9 protein-coding genes, 2 tRNA genes and 1 pseudogene are annotated in these 19,157 nt (G+C 43.5%); all 12 read right to left on the bottom strand.

From position 1 onward, the window contains the following. Positions 1–10 precede the first annotated feature (10 nt). Positions 11–2,464, bottom strand: a complete 2,454-nt coding sequence (locus tag RUMTOR_RS04900; protein WP_004846018.1) for a cysteine peptidase family C39 domain-containing protein — start codon at positions 2,462–2,464, stop codon at positions 11–13. Beyond that, positions 2,461–3,657 (bottom strand): class I SAM-dependent methyltransferase, encoded by a 1,197-nt coding sequence (locus RUMTOR_RS04895; RefSeq protein ID WP_004846017.1) that lies wholly within the window; start codon positions 3,655–3,657, stop codon positions 2,461–2,463. The genes RUMTOR_RS04900 and RUMTOR_RS04895 overlap by 4 nt, the downstream gene beginning before the upstream one ends. Before the next feature lie 34 nt (positions 3,658–3,691). Then, a complete protein-coding gene (locus tag RUMTOR_RS04890; protein WP_004846016.1) occupies positions 3,692–4,207 on the bottom strand; it encodes a transcription repressor NadR in 516 nt (171 codons plus the stop codon). Beyond that, positions 4,204–5,070, bottom strand: a complete 867-nt coding sequence (nadC, locus tag RUMTOR_RS13985; RefSeq protein WP_022003078.1) for a carboxylating nicotinate-nucleotide diphosphorylase — start codon at positions 5,068–5,070, stop codon at positions 4,204–4,206. Before nadC ends, RUMTOR_RS04890 begins: the two co-directional genes overlap by 4 nt. Positions 5,071–5,088: 18 nt before the next feature. Next, positions 5,089–6,339: pseudogene (locus RUMTOR_RS13980) on the bottom strand (L-aspartate oxidase); the annotation flags it as partial. Positions 6,340–6,406: 67 nt separating this feature from the next. Continuing rightward, positions 6,407–7,312, bottom strand: coding sequence for a quinolinate synthase NadA (gene nadA, locus RUMTOR_RS04880; protein ID WP_044929665.1), 906 nt, complete (start codon positions 7,310–7,312; stop codon positions 6,407–6,409). Positions 7,313–7,465: 153 nt separating this feature from the next. Further along, positions 7,466–7,537: transfer RNA gene (locus RUMTOR_RS04875), tRNA-Cys, on the bottom strand. 97 nt (positions 7,538–7,634) lie between these two features. Then, positions 7,635–7,706 (bottom strand) — tRNA-Glu (locus tag RUMTOR_RS04870). Positions 7,707–8,003: 297 nt separating this feature from the next. Next, positions 8,004–12,821 carry a beta-N-acetylglucosaminidase domain-containing protein gene (locus RUMTOR_RS04865; protein WP_004846012.1) on the bottom strand — a complete coding sequence of 1,606 codons (4,818 nt, stop codon included), beginning with the start codon at positions 12,819–12,821 and terminating at the stop codon, positions 8,004–8,006. Positions 12,822–13,062: 241 nt separating this feature from the next. Then, positions 13,063–13,449 carry a PHP domain-containing protein gene (locus RUMTOR_RS04860; RefSeq protein ID WP_022003076.1) on the bottom strand — a complete coding sequence of 129 codons (387 nt, stop codon included), beginning with the start codon at positions 13,447–13,449 and terminating at the stop codon, positions 13,063–13,065. An 80-nt stretch (positions 13,450–13,529) separates the two neighbouring features. Continuing rightward, on the bottom strand, positions 13,530–13,718 hold the full coding sequence (locus RUMTOR_RS12995; RefSeq protein WP_162776428.1) for a hypothetical protein: 189 nt from the start codon (positions 13,716–13,718) through the stop codon (positions 13,530–13,532). Positions 13,719–13,751: 33 nt separating this feature from the next. Continuing rightward, positions 13,752–18,923, bottom strand: a complete 5,172-nt coding sequence (locus RUMTOR_RS04855) for an Ig-like domain-containing protein (protein WP_004846010.1) — start codon at positions 18,921–18,923, stop codon at positions 13,752–13,754. Between the last annotated feature and the right edge of the window lie 234 nt (positions 18,924–19,157).

Raw genomic sequence — 19,157 nt, 5'->3', positions numbered from 1 at the left:
TCTCCTTTTATCATCTGATGTATCCGATAAATGTGTTTCCGCCTGCTTCTGTCATATTTTCCATTTCGCTCATGCCGACTGTATATGATTCTCCTGTACTCGGATCTACATATGTGATATCCGTCATCGTATATCCTGTCAAAAGCACCGCATGTGCCGATTCCAATATCGCGATCATCGGACACCCGCGATTGATCACATATAACATCTGATCGAGAGAACAGCCTGTCAGATCAAGCCGCTGTGCATGATACTGTTCCATATAACGCTCACACGCATCAAGAGAACTTTCTCCTTCTTCACATTGAAACTTACCTGCTTCTGTTGAATAAACAAGATCCCGGTTTCCTTTCTCCCATACATATTTTTGCTCGGAAGAAATTACAACTCCCGAAACCTGCTCTGCCTTTTGAACCGCATACCCTGCTTTGTTATAGACAGCCGCCAGTTCTCCCATGCCGTAAACATAATATTTTTCTTCTTTCTCTTTCCCTTTCAGCTCAATCGTCAGCGTTTTTTTGCCCGGCTGATATATCGGTTTTTCATTCTGTTTTTGTTTCTTTTTCACTCCGTCCGCAAATGTAAAACGCATCTGTTTTCCTGTGTTTTCCGATACATATGTTTCAAAAACAATCTTCGACTCTTTACGTTCCTCATTGTTCGTAACATATTCCTGCTTTGTGGAATTATATGTTTCTCCGTCTTTTATAACGCGGTTAAAAGTCAGCAGATTCCCGTCGATGAGCACATCCGTCGTATAAATACTTTGTTCTGTGAAATTATACTGCGCAGCTTCTTTATTCTTAGAGTTTCTGATCTGCACTTCGTACATCGGTGTGATCTCTTCGCCTGATACCGTGATCCCTGTATCGGCAGGATTTACCTTTCCATATATAAAATCTCCGTTGATAAACCCAAGAGGGCGCAGGTTTTCCCCATCTTCCGCTTTGATCGTATAATCCTCTCCGCTCTTTAAGTTCATTATATGAAGCGTCGCGGACTTATCTGTTTTCCCTCCGGTCTGATACACCATAAGATGACCGTCATCTGAAACGGCATACCGTTCGTCAGTAAGATTCTCCGCAAGCACTTTCTTCTCATCTTTCTTCAGATCGATCCGATATAAAGTTCCGTCTGCAAGAACGTGCAAAAGGGAAGTACTCTGATTATAATATACCATCTTACCAAGCTCATCTTCTGCGATGGCAAACGATTTCGTACTTGTAATAAATGCCTTTTCCTCAATCTTATTTTCAGCCGCATCATAATAATAAATGCCGACGCCGACCTCGCCTTCGTGGCTGCCGCGCGCCATATACCCGTAAACGGCAAACGTAATATTATTTTTATTATCAATGCCGATCACACGCACCGCATGCTGATCATTCTCTCCCCGCGTATCTCTGCCTTCCTGATCTGGCATGGAAAATACTTTTGTCAGATTTCCTTTTTTCGACTCATACAGCCATAATTCACCGGCCTGCACAAACGCGGCGGAAGTCTGGTCTTTATTGATCTCATAGGAAATATCCTTCGGAATAATGCCAAGTATGATTCCGTTTTCATCAAAATCACTTTCTCTTCCGTCAAATACTTGTTCCATATTCCGGTTATAGTCGAGCAAATAGATCGTATCTACGAGAAATCTCACCCGGAAAAACTCTTTCACGTTATAGATGCTTTCCGCTCCCTCTTCGTCCGTACAGGAAACTTTATATTTTGCGAGTATAGAAGTATATACCGTATTACTTTCTTTTATATCCCACTCCACATCTCCGATCACGGAGGGCTTCATATCTCCCCATTGTATATGCGTAATATCTGAATGAATATTTACCGTTTGATATGTCGTATTATCGCTCTTTTCATCCGGCTCTAAATATGCCGTAAGTTCCTCTGTCGCTTCTTTATTCAACGCTTTTGTATGAAAATCTTTTGCAAATGCAAGGCACTGATCAGTCGTGACTTCTTTCGGTCGTACAATGCGGGTATAATATCCCGCCGTCTTTCCGTTTTGAGACAGCGGCGTATCAAGCGTCACTTTCAAAACTGCCTCCGGCTCTTCCGATGACAAGATCCCTTTCAAGTCCAGTTCTGCCTGCGAAGTTTCTTTCACTATATCCGCTTTGCCTTCTGCATGTTTCTTCGTTCCGTCAAGCGAATATACCTCATATTTAAGTTTATCGATCTTATTTCCGTATTTTTCTACTTTTACAGTCAATGAACCGTCGCTTTTAAGCGGAGTGATCGTATCACGTACAGCAGGTATCTCCATCTTGTTTACATAACCAAAAAGCGGATTCACTTCTGTTTCTCCGACATAAAAAGAAATCTCAGGCAGAGATGCAGCCCCCATGTCGGCGGCCTCATCCGACACATCTTTGTTGATCACAAGGCTTGAAATAATGACCGCGGCACAAAAAACAACGATCAAAATACCTGCTTTCATTATTTTTTTCTTCATTCTTTGTAATTCTCCCCTTTATCTGCCAACAATCTCCCCAACGTCGGCTCTATCTGCAAAAAACGTTCACATTTTTCAATCGCTGTTCCCGCGCTTTTTTTCGTAACTCTTTTCTCATCCGCTCTGACCGCCCGAAGCAAAATATTTTTCGGAGTGTGCTCCATATCGATAAACTCAAGTACCTGCGTATCATATCCCGCAGCTTCTAAATATTTTGCTCTCAATCCGTCCGTCACAAGCGCCGCAAACCTCTCCCTCAAAAGTCCGTAATCCATGATCGGATCCAGACATCCGTCATAACACTGCGTCTTATCCGCTTTCGCGAATTGTCCGTTCACTTCGTGCTGACAGCACGGAACCGATAATATAACTTTGGCATTCCAACCGATCGCTTTTGCAAGCGCATAATCTGTCGCCGTATCACATGCATGAAGCGTCACGACGACATCCACCTCGTTCACTCCTTCATAATCCGCAATATCTCCTACGAGAAAATGCAGTTTCTCATACCCATATTTTTTTGCAAGTCCGCTACACCGGCGAATCACATCTTCCTTCAGATCGAGTCCGATCACATGAATGTCAAACCCTTTCAGTTCTTTCAAATAATAATACATCGCAAACGTAAGGTATGATTTTCCACAGCCGAAATCGAGAATTGTCAATTCACGTCCTTTGTCAAGCTGTGGAAGGATATCTTCTATAAATTCAAGAAAACGGTTGATCTGACGAAACTTATCCGTTTTCGTCCGAACGATCTTCCCTTCTTCTGTCATAACTCCGAGATCATTTAAAAACGGAACAAAAGTTCCTTCTTCTAATATATAGCGTTTCTTCCTGTCATGTGAAAGCTCTGCCGGAGGCGCCGCGCTTTTTCGGTTTTTCCGCTTGATCGAAATTTTTCCTTTCTTGCTCACAAGAACCGTATATTCCGCCTGAACAGTCTCGATCTGCATCTGCCGGAAATTTTCCATATGACCTGCCAGTATTTCCGCTGCATCTTTGCAGTTTATGTTTTCATGAAACGCCTGCGTCTTCGTAAACTTTTCTACCTGAAACATGAAATCGCCGTTTTTCTCAAGAGGACGGACTTTCGCTTTCACGACGCCGTCCTTCGTCCTCGGATTGCTGAGCACCGCACGGATAAATTCTCTGTTTAAAACTTGTTTCAGCAACTCAAAAATTTCTTTCATCTTCCAACCTCTGCCCGTATTCGCTTTCAATGATCTAACCGCGATCCTCCACAAGAAATCCCTTATTTCTCAACATATCCTCAATCAGATCCAATGTCTCTTCACTGTCAGCTTCTACTTTATGGTAATGATAATCCGAAGTAATATTTTTCAGCGGACTCGACTTTCCGTTCTGAATATCATCCATAAATTCCGTCACTTTTCTGCGGGATGTAATGTTGATCTCAGCTTCCATATGCCCGTAAACTCTGTGGTTGACCATCACATTGCGCACGATCCCGCCCAGATCGATGATCTCTGTCAGCTCTTCTTCAACCTGCGCATCTGTATGCTTCACTTTGAACACACGGCTTACTGCTGCCGGCTCATTGATAATATATCCCCTGTTCGTAGAGATGATATCATATCCGGCTGCCCGTATAAGCGCTATGTCCTGCACGATCACCTGACGGCTTACGTCATATGCCGCCGCCAAAACTTTCCCCGCAACAGGCGTCGTGCTGTTTCTGATCTGATCTACAATCTGTTTTCTTCTGTCAGAGCCTGTCATCTGACATCCTCCTTAACAGGATGCAGGTTTTTCATCGAAATGTCAAGTATCGGAGAAGAATGTGTTAAAGCTCCGCTTGAAATATAATCAACGCCAAGACCTGTCAGACGTGCAATATTCTCTTTCGTTACATTTCCCGAACATTCCGTTTCAGCTCTTCCGTCAATGATTCTGATTGCTTCCTGCATTTCTTCTGTCGTCATATTATCAAGCATGATAATATCTGCGCCTGCCTCTACAGCCTCTTTTACCATGTCGAGAGTTTCCACTTCAATCTCAATCTTGCGGACAAACGGCGCATATTCCTTCGCCATTTTTACAGCCTGTGCAACTCCTCCTGCCGCTCCGATGTGATTATCCTTCAGCAAAACTCCGTCCGACAGATTATATCTGTGATTATATCCGCCGCCTGTCGTAACTGCATACTTCTCAAAAACACGCATATTCGGCGTCGTTTTCCTCGTATCTAAAAGTTTCGTTTTCGTACCTTCCAGAAGTTTTGCCACAGAATGTGTATATGTTGCGATCCCGCTCATTCTTTGCAGATAATTAAGAGCCACACGCTCGCCGGAAAGAAGCACTCTGATATCGCCCTTCACCTTTCCCATAAGCTGTCCTGATTTTACCTCATCTCCGTCCTTACAGTAAAGCTCTGTTTTCGTATTTTCATCTAAAAGTTCAAACACCCTTGAAAATACGTCCAGTCCAGCAATAATCCCGTCCTCTTTGCAGATCAGGTCAACCTCTCCCGGAACGGCTTCTTTCATCACTGCGTTTGTACTGACATCTTCACTTGAAATATCTTCTTTTAATGCCTCCATGATCAAATGATCGGCCTGTAATTTCATTGTAATTTTATTCACGTTTCCACTCCTTTTTTCGTTCTCTCCCGCCTGCTTTGCGGCGGTATCCGTTTTTTCTCTTCCGATCTTCTGCGCCGCCCTTTTTGCGAACACAAGGCTTTCCAGCAAAGAATTGCTTGCCAGACGATTTGCTCCGTGAACTCCGTTGCAGCTCGTCTCTCCTGCCGCAAATAACCGTTCCATAGAAGTCTGACTATCGCTGTCCACCCAGATGCCTCCCATAAAATAATGCTGAGCCGGAACAACCGGAATCGGCTCTTTCGTCACATCGTACCCTTCTTCTTTACAACGTCTGTATATATTCGGAAAATGACTCAATATCGACTCTGTTCCTATATTCTCCATAGACAGCCACACATGATCTGTTCCGTCTTTTTCCATCTGTTCGCGAATCGCTTTTGTAACGACATCCCGCGGAAGCAATTCATTTACAAAACGATTTCCCTCTTTATCAAGCAGAACAGCTCCTTCTCCCCGCACTGATTCCGAAATCAGAAATCTCCGCCCCGGCTTCTTAGAATAAAGCGTTGTCGGATGAATCTGAACATAATCGGTATGTTCCAGTCTGATTCCGTGTTTTTTCGCAATTTCAAGAGCATCTCCCGTCAAATGCGGAAAATTTGTGGAATGACGGTACAATCCTCCGATTCCGCCGCTTGCAACGATCGTATACGCTGAGCGAACTGCCCGGCTCGTTCCGTCTTGTTCCTGCATGACAACGCCTCTGCATACTCCGCCTTCCTCTATAATATCCGTCATTGTCGTATATTCAAAAATCTCTACATTGTCAAGCTCTTTCACCCGCGCCAAAAGTTTTCCCGTAATTTCTTTTCCTGTAATATCCTCATGAAATAAAATCCTCGGACTTGAATGCGCCCCTTCTCTTGTATACTCATATGTACGAGAAATATCACTGTCACCGATGACATCATCACTATGCTCTGTCCTGCGTTCAAATTCAACGCCGTACCCGATCAGTTCCCTGATGATCTCCTGCGAACTGCGGATCATAATATCGACCGATTCTTTTCGGTTCTCATAATGCCCCGCACGCATCGTATCTTCAAAATAACTGTCATAATCACTTTCATCGCGCAAAACGCAGATTCCGCCCTGTGCCAAAAATGAATCGCTGCTCTCCAGATCCGCTTTGGTAATCATCATAATTTTAAAATCACGCGGCAGATTCAATGCCGCAAATAATCCTGCGACTCCTGTTCCGACAATGACCACATCGACCTGATCTTGTTTTTCTTTTATTTTTTCCATATCCACTTCCCTTAGCGCCCCTAATCTTACCTTACTATTCCTTAATTATATCTTTCATTTTCACCTGTTATTTTGCCAGATCAAGCATCTTTTCCAACGGTTTCTTTGATTCGGCACGAAGAGCTTCGTCCATCTGAACTTCATTTTCACCTGTTCTCAAAACATGAGCGATCTTTTCCAGAGTGATCATTTTCATATCTTCACAGACCGGTTCTGTTTTTGTAAAATAGAACTTTTTATTCGGATATCTTTTTTCAAGCTCATATCTCACACCGTTTTCCGTGCAGATGATAAATTCCTCAGCGTCGCTCTTTCCCACACGATCAATAATGCCGGACGTGCTTCCGATATAATCCGAAAGATCAAGAAGCGACTTCGGACATTCAGGATGCGTCAGCACTTCCGCTTCCGGATGCTCCGCTTTCGCCTGCTTTAATTCCTCTATTTTTACCGTCTCGTGAATCGGACAATATCCTTCGTTGTATACAAAATTCTTCTCCGGCGTCTGCTCCGCCACAAAATGCGCCAGATTTCTATCCGGAATAAAGAAAATGTTTTTGTTAGGAAGTGCCTTTACAATCCGAACCGCATTTGCCGAAGTTACGCATACATCCGATAATCTTTTCAGTTCTGCCGTTGAATTAATATAGCAGACAACCGCAAGATCATCATACTTCTTCCGCATCGCACGGATCGTCTCCTCATCTGCCATATGCGCCATCGCACAGTCCGCTTTTGCATCCGGCATAAGAACCGTCTTCTGAGGATTCAGCACTTTCGCACTTTCGCCCATAAACGAAACGCCGCAGAACACAATCGTCTGCTCCTCCAACTCTACTGCCACCTTGCTCAGGTAAAAAGAATCGCCGATATAATCTGCAATTTCCTGAACTTCCGGTCTTACATAATAATGCGCCAGTATGACCGCGTTTTTTTCCTTCTTCAACTGTTCGATCTCTTCTCTAATCGTCATTCGTATACCCTTTCCCGCATGAAATCCATACGCCTTTGTTTCTGTCGTGATGCTCATTATAACACTTGAGTTTACAAATGACAAGACAGTTGTGCCGCTCGCCTTTTGCAAAAAAGAATCCCGAAAAACATTAGTCTTTCGGGATCTCTCAAGAGGCGCAGACCGGATTTGAACCGGTGAATCAGGGTGTTGCAGACCCACGCCTTACCACTTGGCTACTGCGCCTTATTCATATATATATATATATACTACACATAGTAAAATAATATGCATAGTTTTATCATTCTTTTCGCAACAATACTTCTGTTGTCCGAACGATAAATGACCCCGACGGGAATCGAACCCGTGTTACCGCCGTGAAAGGGCGATGTCTTAACCGCTTGACCACGGGGCCATTGTTTTCTAGTTCTGTAGCAGAACCGTTTTTAATATTATCATATAACTTTTATAATTGCAAGTCTTTTTTTCTTATTCTGTCAATTTTTTTACTAAAATTTTTTACAGTTTTTTACGATTTTTTAAAGCTCATTTTTTATAGCTTTTTTGAAAACATTTCTTACGTTCCATATTCTATTGTTTTATCTTTAATCCACACTGCAAAACTGCCGGCAGGATAAATCCTGCCGGCAGAAAAATCTGTATTTTACTTTTTATAACTGATCACCGTTCGTCAATCAAAACAACCGTTTCATTAAGAACGTTTTCTGCGTGATCTAAGAGTTACAGCAACTGCAGCGCCTGCTATACCAAGACATGCAATCCACAGCGCTATGTTTGTTGTATCACCTGTCTGAACTGCTCCGCCTTTGTTCGGCTGCTGTGGCTCATCTTTTATTTTCTCAAAACGAGCCTCAATCTTAATACCGTTCAGTTCTTTTGTGATTGGTGTGTCGAAGTTAAACTTCTTATCTCCCACAAACCATCCGAGGAATTTGTATCCCTCTTTTGTCGGGTCTGCCGGTTTTGTCAGTTTTTCTCCGTCTTTTACTCTGACTTCTTTTCCGTTAAGTGTCACTGTCCATTCTTTTTCACCCGGTGTCGGTGTGTCGATCTTCTCAAAACGAGCTTCGATCTTAATACCGTTCAGTTCTTCTGTGATCGGTGTATCGAAGTTAAACTCCTTATCTCCTACAAACCATCCGAGGAATTTATATCCTTCTTTTGTCGGATCTGCCGGTTTCGTCAGTTTTTCTCCGTCTTTTACTTTCACTTCGTTTCCGTCAAGTGTCACTGTCCAAAATTTCTCTTCCGGTGTCGGTGTGTCGATCTTCTCAAAACGAGCTTCGATCTTAATACCGTTCAGTTCTTCTGTGATTGGTGTATCGAAGTTAAACTCTTTATCTCCTACAAACCATCCGAGGAATTTGTATCCCTCTTTTGTCGGATCTGCCGGTTTCGTCAGTTTCTCTCCGTCTTTTACTTTTACTTCTTTTCCGTCAAGTGTCACTGTCCATTCTTTTACTTCCGGTGTCGGAGCATCTGTTTTTGAAAGGAACATCTCTATAATGCCGACCTTAGCATCTGACCACTCAATTTTCACATCAAGAAGCACTGTCTCATTCGGAAGAACAAACTCATTCACTGTCTTGCCCAGTGTTCCGACAGGTTTCCATGTATCTGCTTCTGCTAATGTTCTCACACTTACAGTTGCATTTGAAATCGAATCTGCTCTCTGGACAATCTTAATCTTATTGCGGTCATTCTTCTCTGATACATGATAAACAAGGTTTCCGCTCTTTTCTGCCGGAACAAATGATGTCGCAAGATTCATATCTGACATATAAGAGAATTTTCCGTTTTGTGTATCGAGACATGAGCTTTCATATGTCGGATCGTTTTCGCTCGGAACATACGCTCCGTCATTGATCTCAAGCTCGCTGAAGCGAACCCACTTGTCAGAACCGACTTTTGTTCTTGTTACCTCGAATTTCAGGTAACGTGCATCTTTGTTAATATTTGTTGCTTCTTTTGTATTATAAGAAGTTTCATGATTCGGAAGTACAGCGCCGATCTCGTCAGTATCATTCGCTTCTCCGTTATTTGGTCCATCCTGTGAACCGAGAGTCATGATTTCTTCCCATGTCTCTCCGTCTGTAGATACAGAGAATTTACCATGTCTGATATAGTCATGCTCGCTATCCTCGCAGACAGCTTTGAACTTATCGAAGTGGATTGTCTGTCCGAGATCGTATACGAACCAAACGCCTTCGTTCTGTGATGTCTGATAAACAGCCTCTGTTGCTCTGTTTCCGTCGAACGCTTTCTCAGGATCTGTGATCGTATAATTTCCGCTTTTTGAATGCAGTGATTTTTCTTTGAACTCTACCGTATTTACAACGAATTGTTTCAAATTGAATTTCACATCATCATTCGTCTTGTTGATCAGTCTGATATATCTTGCATCTCCCGGTTTCTTTGCATCATATGTTGTCCACTCATATGCATTGAGAGATGTTTCAAGGGTAAGCTTGTCTGCATTTTCAAGATTCTTCTGAATATCTTTAATCTCATGAATGCGGTCTAATTTTAAGCCGATATACTGATCTTTCTTTAAAGTAATATCATTCTTAGCTTCGATTTCAGCGCTTTCATCCAACAAATTTGCTCTGTATTCTTTGTAAGCGTCTACGTTTGTGTAAACTTTCGAGTTAAACCATACTTTAGAGTCAACGTCAAATTCTCTGATCGCAAACCAGTTTTTCTGTGTCGCATTATTCTTGATACGAACATACTGTGCCTGAATATCTTTGTCAGATACATCGATCTCTATCGTGCGTTTGTTTTCAAATGTTGCAATCTTTGTCCATTTCTGACCGTCAACCGACCACTCCAGATCACAGTTCTGCATATAATCTGCATGTGTATCATTATTACCCTGGACAATCTTGATCTTTCCAAGTGTGATCTTCTCGGACAGCTTCACTCCGAAATAATCACCTGCGATCATAGAGTCACCGTTTGTAGGATCTCCCTGTCTTACATTGTAATGTACGCTTGTGCCTTCATCACCGTCGATTGCATTATTTTCGTTTCCATTATTGTAAACAGTCCAACCTTCTGTTGTACGGATCACTTCTTTTGTAAACGTATCTGCCGCTCCCGGCTGCAAGTCTACTTTGAACTCACGCATAGAAGGCCATTTACCAGATCCTCCCACTCTCGAGCACTCATAACGAACTGCCGTAACGTTCTCGATTTCAAGTCCTGCCACATCAACTTTCGCAGCATATGGTCCGTATTCTTTTCCGTTTTCTAATTCTTTCCACTCATCAGAACCTTCTGCCTGATATTTCAGTTTTGCGTATCCGAATGTATCGTCCGGTTTCTCTTTTCCTGCGCCGTTTTCGATATGTACGCCGTAAATAGTCGTCGGTTTGCTGAAGTTCACCTGATAATACTGTCCGACACCTTCTGCTCCGTTGTACCATGCATACGTACCGCTGTTGCCGTCAATAATATCTGCCGGTTTTCCGCTCTGCCATGTCTGAAAGCTTGCCTCTGCCGTAATTTTCAACGGTCTTTCAACATCGCCTGCCACATAATCGTTCATCGGATCTGACAATGCCGCTTCCAATGTTTTTGCCAGAGGGATCAAATGGGTCGATCCCGGAGTTACAACTGCCGGAGACGCATTGTACATCTCTTTTGTATATGTCTGGGATGTCGCATAACTTCCCGAACCTGCCATATACAGATCAAACGCGCTCTGCATATCATTTTTCTGCATTGCATCCTGTGCCTGTGCAAAAGAACGGATTGCCGTACAGAGATCTTTCAAAGAGTTTGTAAACGGAAGGATTTCCGCTTTCATTGCCTCGTTTTTGCTCTTTGCATGGAAACCGTCGCAAGCTTCAATGATTGTTGTCATCTCTGCCACAAGCTGCGTTGTTGTTGCTTCTTCTACGTTTCCTGCTGCAAGCTGTGTTTTATAAGTATTGATCAGACCCTGAATTTCTTCTGACTCCGGCAATACAAGTCCATGTCCGTTCGGTTCCGGGTTAGACATATGTTTCGCAAGTGTATGAAGCTCTTCAGATGCATTTTCATCAATATACGCAAATGAATCCGCCCAGCTCTTATCCATATTAAATCCTGCGATATTCCAGCTATAATCCGCAACTGCGAAGATCGCCGGTTTCGATACTTCTGATTCCTGCATCGGGTTTGTCACCGCTCCCGCAAGATCTTCCGGATTTACATCTGTTTTAAGCTGCACACCTTTACCCATCATAAGACGTCCGTGATTAATGTCGTTTACAGGCCAGTTGAGCCAGAATAGCGGGGCACGACGTTTCTGACCGTCTGTCGTTCTATGAGTTCTGAAGTGATCAAGCGTTACCTGCTCGATCGGTTTACATACTGCTTCTCCTGTCCAGAAGATCTTGATATCTTCCGGGAATCCTTTGTCATACTCGTTCAGCTCTGCATAATTGCCGCCTGTACCGCCTGACTGCCATGAATGGTTATATCCTGCCGGACAGAATACTGTGTCATATACATCGCCTTTCTTTTTTGCCCACTCGGATACTTTTGTCATCATGTTGATCACGATCGTTCTCGGAAGGCTTCCGACGTCGTCGCCGAGTACTCCGAACTGACGCACGCCTGCATCGTACAACTGATCAAATTTGCGCAGAAGCGCCTGAATCTCCTGATCTGCCTGCGCCTGATTAAATCCTCCCATAAACGGGTGGGCTGTCCAAACGAAACGGCACTTAGAATCGTTTCCGACTTTTACCATTTCCTTGATCTTTGCCAGTTCTTCTTCCGGATATAAATCACGCCATTTTCCTTTGTGATACTCATCGTCTTTCGGAGCAAAGATATAAGACGTCATCTTATAATCTCCGCCGAATCTCATAAGAGACATTCTGTCCTCATTCGACCACGGAAGTCCGTAATATCCTTCGATAAATCCACGGATATTTACATCTGCATAATCTCTCATCTCAAAGTTGCGGATCGTAGTTCCGTCCATCTGATTGAAGATATGCTTCAAAGATGTGATGCCGTAAAATACCGCATCTGTATCTAATCCGAGGATTACGATCTCACCCTTATTAGATGCGAGGAAATAGGAACCGTGATGGTCAAACAAAGATTTATCTACTGTGTAATGCTCCTTCACATATTTATCTACATATCCATCGGAGCCGTAGATACCTGCAAGGATATTCGTCTTGCCGTCAACTTTTGCATTGGTAACAGCAGCGCTCTCACTCTTGCCTTTGATCGAAAGAACTTCTGTCATTCGATTCTTTGTCACATCATCAACACCGTTTTCGTAAACAATATTCACTTCTCCGATGTCGAATCCCCCATCCTGATAAGTCATCTCATGGGGAGTCGGGTAGATCTGATATTCCACCCCTGAAACTTCTGCAGTCTGCACTGCGTCAGCTTCCTCTGCCTGTACGGTCAACGCCGACGGTGCAGCCGATGTAAGTACAACTGCCGCCGCAAGCAGACCTGCCCACAAGCCTCTTACTGTTTTCATTCTCTTTCTCATACATTTCCCTCTTTTTCTAGTTACTATAGTTGCCCACTATTCCTATTTTCTTATGATATCGCACTTTACATTTCAGTTATTTGCACTTTTTAGCAACCGATTTGTAATTTATGATAGTTTTCGCCTATTGCCCGGACTTCTTTTGTGCAATATGTTTATTCTATTTTCTTTATTTTGTTTATACTGCACAATTATCTCTTTTCTCTCCGCTTTCTTTGCAGTTTATATAGCAAAAACGTTGTTATAGATCATGAAAAACCGGAGACATTCTTTCATAAGTACAAAACTGCGTATAACCTGCTTTTCTCAGCATTTCCTTCGTTTCTTCTATATAAGCGCCCAAGTGTTCCGGTTTATGACTGTCGCTCCCTATTGTGACGATCTTTCCGCCAAGCTCTCTGTACCGTTTTAAAATTTCCGCAGAAGGCGTCGTGTCAGAAAGGCCGTACCGATATGACGATGTATTCACTTCCAGACCTTTCCCATCCGCTATGACAACTTGCAAAATCTCTTCGACGATCGGTTTGATCTTTTCAAACGGATAGACGCCCTTTTCATCATAACGGGCGATCAGATCCATATGCCCAAGCACGCTGTAATCCTTGTATTCCCGAACGACCGACAGCATTTCCTCATAATACTTTTCATTATATTCCTTCTGCGTTTTCCCATTTCAATGATCCGAAGTTGTTTTCTTCTATCATTTTATCACAAAGCGAACCGTTTTTTCCATTCTAACATTTTTATATACGTTTCCTTTCCACACGCCGTAAAGCTGTAAACTTGCCTGCTGCGGCGCAGACGTCCTCCCTGAAGGTTCTGCGCGATCAGAAACCGGAATATCCGATAATGCAGAAAAGGATCGCCGCTCACACGGCAATCCTTTTTAAGTATCAATTTTTTATTTTGATCTTTTCTGCGTATCTTTGTTTATCCGTTCTTTTTTCTCGTGATCATGACCACTGCGCCTGCCGCAAGTGCAAGTACAAACGGGAAGAACGGCGCTGTTTCGTCTCCTGTCTTCGGAGGTGTCTTTCCATCCTCCTGCGGTGTCTGACCGCCGTCTTTTGTAACCGTTACTTTCACAGTGTCAGTTACTTTCACTGCGTCCGCTCCGCTTCCCTGTGTCGCTGTCACTGTCAGCTTCGCTGTTCCTTTACCGACTGCCTTTACATTGCCGTCAGCATCTACCGTTGCAACTTTTTTATCGGAAGAAGCCCATGCAAATGTTACATTTTCTGCCTTTTCCGGTGTGATCTTCGCTGTTGCCTTTGTTGTCTCGCCGACTTTCAGATCTGCTTTCTTAACTGACGCTTTCACGCCTGTAAGTACCACCGGTTTCTCCGGTTCCGGATCTGTTCCGCCGTCTTTTATTACCGTTACATCCACAGTAGCTGTTTTTGTTACCGCGCTGTCTCCGCTTCCCTGTGTCGCTGTCACAGTCAGCGTTGCTTTTCCTTCTGCAACCGCCTTAACGTTTCCGTCCTTATCTACTGTCGCAATCTTGTCATCGGAAGAAGTCCATGCAAGCTCTACGCCTTCTGCACCTTCCGGCATGATCGTTGCTGTTGCCTTTGTTGTCTCGCCGACTTTCAGTTCTGCCTTTTCAACTGACGCTTTCACGCCTGTAAGTACCGGTTTCTCCGGTTCCGGATCTGTTCCGCCGTCTTTTATTACCGTTACATCCACAGTAGCTGTTTTTGTTACCGCGCCGTCTCCGCTTCCCTGTGTCGCCGTTACAGTCAGCGTTGCCGTTCCTTCTGCAACCGCCTTAACGTTTCCGTCCTTATCTACTGTTGCAATCTTATCATCGGAAGACGTCCATGCAAGCTCTACGCCTTCTGCACCTTCCGGCATAATCGTTGCTGTTGCCTTTGTTGTCTCGCCGACTTTCAGTTCTGCCTTTTCAACTGACGCTGTCACGCCTGTAAGTACCGGTTTCTCCGGCTCTTCCGGTCTGTCCGGACGGATGATCGCTCCGCCGTCTTTCGCACCGTAAGCCTCGAACTCGACGATATGATCAGACGTACCCTGATTATTTTCTCTTCCGTTTACATAGACACGGATGTAGCGAGCTGTTACAGGTTCACTGTTTTCTGCGTTCCACATCTCTTTTCCTGCTGCCGTCTCGACATAAAACTCATCTTTGCCCGCGCCCTGTTTATGTACATTGTCTTTATCGGAGTTATATACCGTTGTCGTTTTGTCTGCCGCAAAGTTCTCGTCTGTACTTAACTGGATCACTGTCGGTCCGTATTTTCTTGAGCCATCCCAGTATCTTGTCATATGGATCTTCGTCAGATCATACTCGTCTCCGAGATCGAACTGCACGTAACGGGAATGGTTCTGGCTGTCGCTCGTATCTGTCAGCTCCAGATAATTCGCCGTACTCTTCACGCCGTCGTTTACCATATTAAACGGTCTGTCCGGTTTCTCTGCCACTGCCGTATTAGCAGTTGCATCATAAGCGGTAACTTTTACTTTCGGATTGTTCTTTGCAAGAACAACATTATCTTCTGTATCGATCAGATCTTTCACTTCATCATATGCAAGCGATCTGTCGAGAACTGTAATATAAGAAACTTCGTCTTTTGTCAGACCCTGCGCAAATATCGTTTCGCCTTTTGCGATCTCCGGATTTGCTTTATCTTCGCTGTATGTTGAAGCAACCACTTTTCCGTCAAGGTAAAGTTTGATCATTCCGTTAATTTCTTTTACAGCAGAGAATTGATGCTCTTTACCGTCAGCCGCAATTCCTTTCGTCTCGCTTGTGTAGCTGTCGTTTGCTTTATCAACCGTCTTCTGATCATATTTCGATGTGATCTTCATATTGTTAAACTCAAACGTCAGATATCCTTCGCCGTCAATGCCGACTTTATAAGCGCCTTTCTGCTCTGCAAGTACCACGTCTTTTGAATCTGTCTTGATCTTACCTGTTACAGTAAATCCGCCGTGTCCGTCGACAGAGTATTTCGCTTTTGTCGATACAGCTCCGTCTTTCAGATCATCGCTGATCACTCCTGTTATGATGCCGTCTTTAAACGCATCATTCTGCGCGCTTACTTTTGAAGTATTTCCGACAGTATCTTTCACGCCGTCTACACTTACGCTCACTGTCCGGGCATCTTTCAGTTCCTTATCCAAAGTCAGTTTCACTGTACGTCTGTCGGCTTTCAATTCTGCCTTTGTCACTTCGTATCCGTCTACCTTAAACATTCCCGCTTCCGGCGTACGGATCGTCTCGTCAAATTCAACTTCTGCTTCTTTTCCGTTTCCTTCTACAGAAAGGATTTTCGCAGGAGTTTCATCTTTCTCACCAAACTGCAGGATCAAAACTTCCTTCGGATTAAGCGTGTATGTCACTTCCTTGCCATATGTAAGCGGTTCATCTGTCTGGTGTCTCTGATCTCCTACGACAACCTTTCCGTAAACAGTTCCGAGATCTTCTCCGACGCCGATCAGTCTGTCATAAGTTACTTTATAACTTTGTGCTTCATTCTTCGGATTTCTGATCGAGAGAATTCCCTCTTTTCCGTTCCAGCAGGAATATCCGTAAACATTTCCGTCATTCGGTTTTCCGCCGAACATCTGTGATTTCTGAAGAATGTCGAAATTGTCTTCGATCCATTTTGCCGCTTCCGCGTTGATCTGCCATTTATTGTCATCAAACATGGAGTAACTATAATAATACTCCCAGAATGCCGTTCCTCTCGTTCCGAGCATATACAGGTGATTTCTCATCTCATCATCTGTATATTTGATATCCGGTCTATGATAAGCATCGTTTGCAGTCAATCCGTAAACCGGGTCATGGTTATAAAAATATTTGTTCGGAAGCTGCCACTCTCTTTCATTTAAGAAGTTATAATAAGCGTTGTCACGGTATGTAAGCATCGCTTCTTCATCCGTTGCATTAAAGCTATCCGTATAACCTGTATCTCCCGTATTCTGCATCCATACGCTGTTCACCCACTGAACGTGCCACGGACTCGGGTTTGTGTAAGAAGTCATATTAAGCCAAAGGTCTTTTCCCGCTCTGTTGTCACGCATATCTTCAAAAATATCCGTCCATCTCTCGTATGTCTCTGAAATCGTATAAAGCGGATTACCTGTCACATAATATTCGGACTGCTCTGTCGATGGATTTAAGAGCATTCCATCCAGTTTCCAGTAGTTGATATCAAACTTATCCTGATACTCGCAGAAAACATCTTTATTCAATTTCGTCAGATATCTCGCATCAGAAATATTAATATCTCCACCCGATTGATTATTTACAGAACCCAAACCATTACTTGCAATCCAATTCGCAATCGTTCTTTCTGTTCCATATCCGCCTCTTGGTCCAAGCCACAGTCCGAAGTTGGACGCAAGCTGATTCACCTGCAGACTGGAGTTGTAAAGCTCATTCGGAAACTTATTATTAAAATCCCAGAAGGAGCTGTAATTCGTCCATCCATCGTCTACAACATAAGAATCAAGAGGAGCTATCCCGTACTGTGTGAATCCTTTCTCAATCTCGAAGAAACTCTTCTGAATAATCTCGTCCGTGATCTCCTTCATGTTGTCGTACCATGAGTTGTACTGCTGACGGAACTCCGTATCTATTGCGATCGTCTCGATATATTCATAGAAATCGCTCTGTGTCACGCTGTAATCTCTGCTTCGGGCAGCTCCTACGACAGCGTCCCACGTCGTCATCTTTCCGTTTTCGTTTCCTTCGTTATACTCAAACTTATCATCGGATTTCAATGATTTTCCATAGTAGTAACGGATAAAGGAATTAGAACCTTTAATTTTGTTCTCTGTCTCCGGGAACTCACATCCCCAGTACATCGCACCTACATAGTACGGCTGTCCAAGCTCCAGATAATCGCCTTTCATTCCGCCCATGTCAGGATTGTCCGCCATAGTGTCACTGATCGTCCAGTATTCATTCTGTTTCAGATCAGTCTGTGCGATGTTCATATTTTCCAGATCGATATAATCGATCTTCGCTTTTTCTGCCTGCCCTTCCCCAACAGAAATATCGAGGTGTTTTCTCATGAAAGAATCTCCGTCTTTCATCGTGATCACTTCTTTGATCGTGTAATCTACACCTCTTACTCTCTTCGGCTCAAACGTAAACGTCAGCGTTTTCACTCCGTCCTTTTCTGTCAGTTGAGGTTCGCCCTGCACTTTCATTTCGCTCGTCTTAAGCTGTGTCGCGTTATCCACTACAGGGAACGTCGCTGTATCTTCAAAAAAGTCAAATTCCGAACAGCAGGCTACGTCTTTGCTTACATTTGCAGCTGACGGTTCATAACAATCAACAAACTCAATACGAACATACTGCGCTGTCACTTTTTCGTCCAAGTTCACATATGTTTCTTTTTTATTTTCAAAAGAACCTTGACCAACCAGTTTTGCACCGTCTGTTGTTTTCAGAGCATCGATGCTATCCCCGGTATAAATCTTATAACCTTTCACATGCCCGCTCACTGTGGGAGTTCCATTTTGATCCACTCTCTGCTGATAGCGAAGAGACTGGAACGACTTCTGCGAACCAAAATCGACATAAATATTATGCGGATACTCTTTCACCGCTGCATCCACGCCATCCCCATATTTAGAATGATAATATGTATTATTATCACCGTCGAACATCTTGTCTGCTCCGCCATTCGGCGCTTCATTCTCTGCAACGCTGTCCGCCGTTGCCTTCCAACCTGTCGTCTCCAACTTTTTCTTAGGCGCTACGAATCCGCTGTCTTCCCCTTCGGAATTATTGTCAAGCGTGTTGATTATAAACTCTTCACTGCCCGCCTGCGGTGTGAACACAGTCGGAGTTCCGGTACGATAGTTTGTAATCTCTTTTGTTGACAATACTTTGTCTGCGCTCAAACTGAACGTTCTTTTCAGATATTCGTTTCCGAAGACATACGTACCATCGTTCTTCTTCTCAAGAGTTACAGTACCGCTCTTTTTCTCAGGCGTCTGCCCCTGCTCTGCCGCAGTGTCTTCTGCATGAACCGTCTGAGCCATAAACGGAAGAGCCCCGCCGGTTGTCAGCGATACCGCGAGAACCGCAGCCATTCCCTTATGGAACATTCTCTTTTTCATAAACTTCTCTCCTTCTTTTTAAAATGTAATGTACGAATGTGCTCACCACATTACTCGCATCATCTTATAAATGATAGCATTACCCCCCCCCCAATAATATTTACACTTTTTATCACTTCTTTTGTATTTTTTTCTTTTTATCTATGCTTTTTGTATAATATGGCTATTTTAGCTTTATTTTTATTGATTTTTTTCACATATACACCATCTGATTGATTTGCCAAAGGAAAATAT

The organism is [Ruminococcus] torques ATCC 27756, assembly GCF_000153925.1.
In the GTDB taxonomy this organism is placed as follows: Bacteria; Bacillota; Clostridia; order Lachnospirales; family Lachnospiraceae; genus Mediterraneibacter; species Mediterraneibacter torques.
The sequence above is the reverse complement of the archived record's forward strand: the minus strand, read 5'-3'. Positions and strand labels throughout refer to the sequence as shown.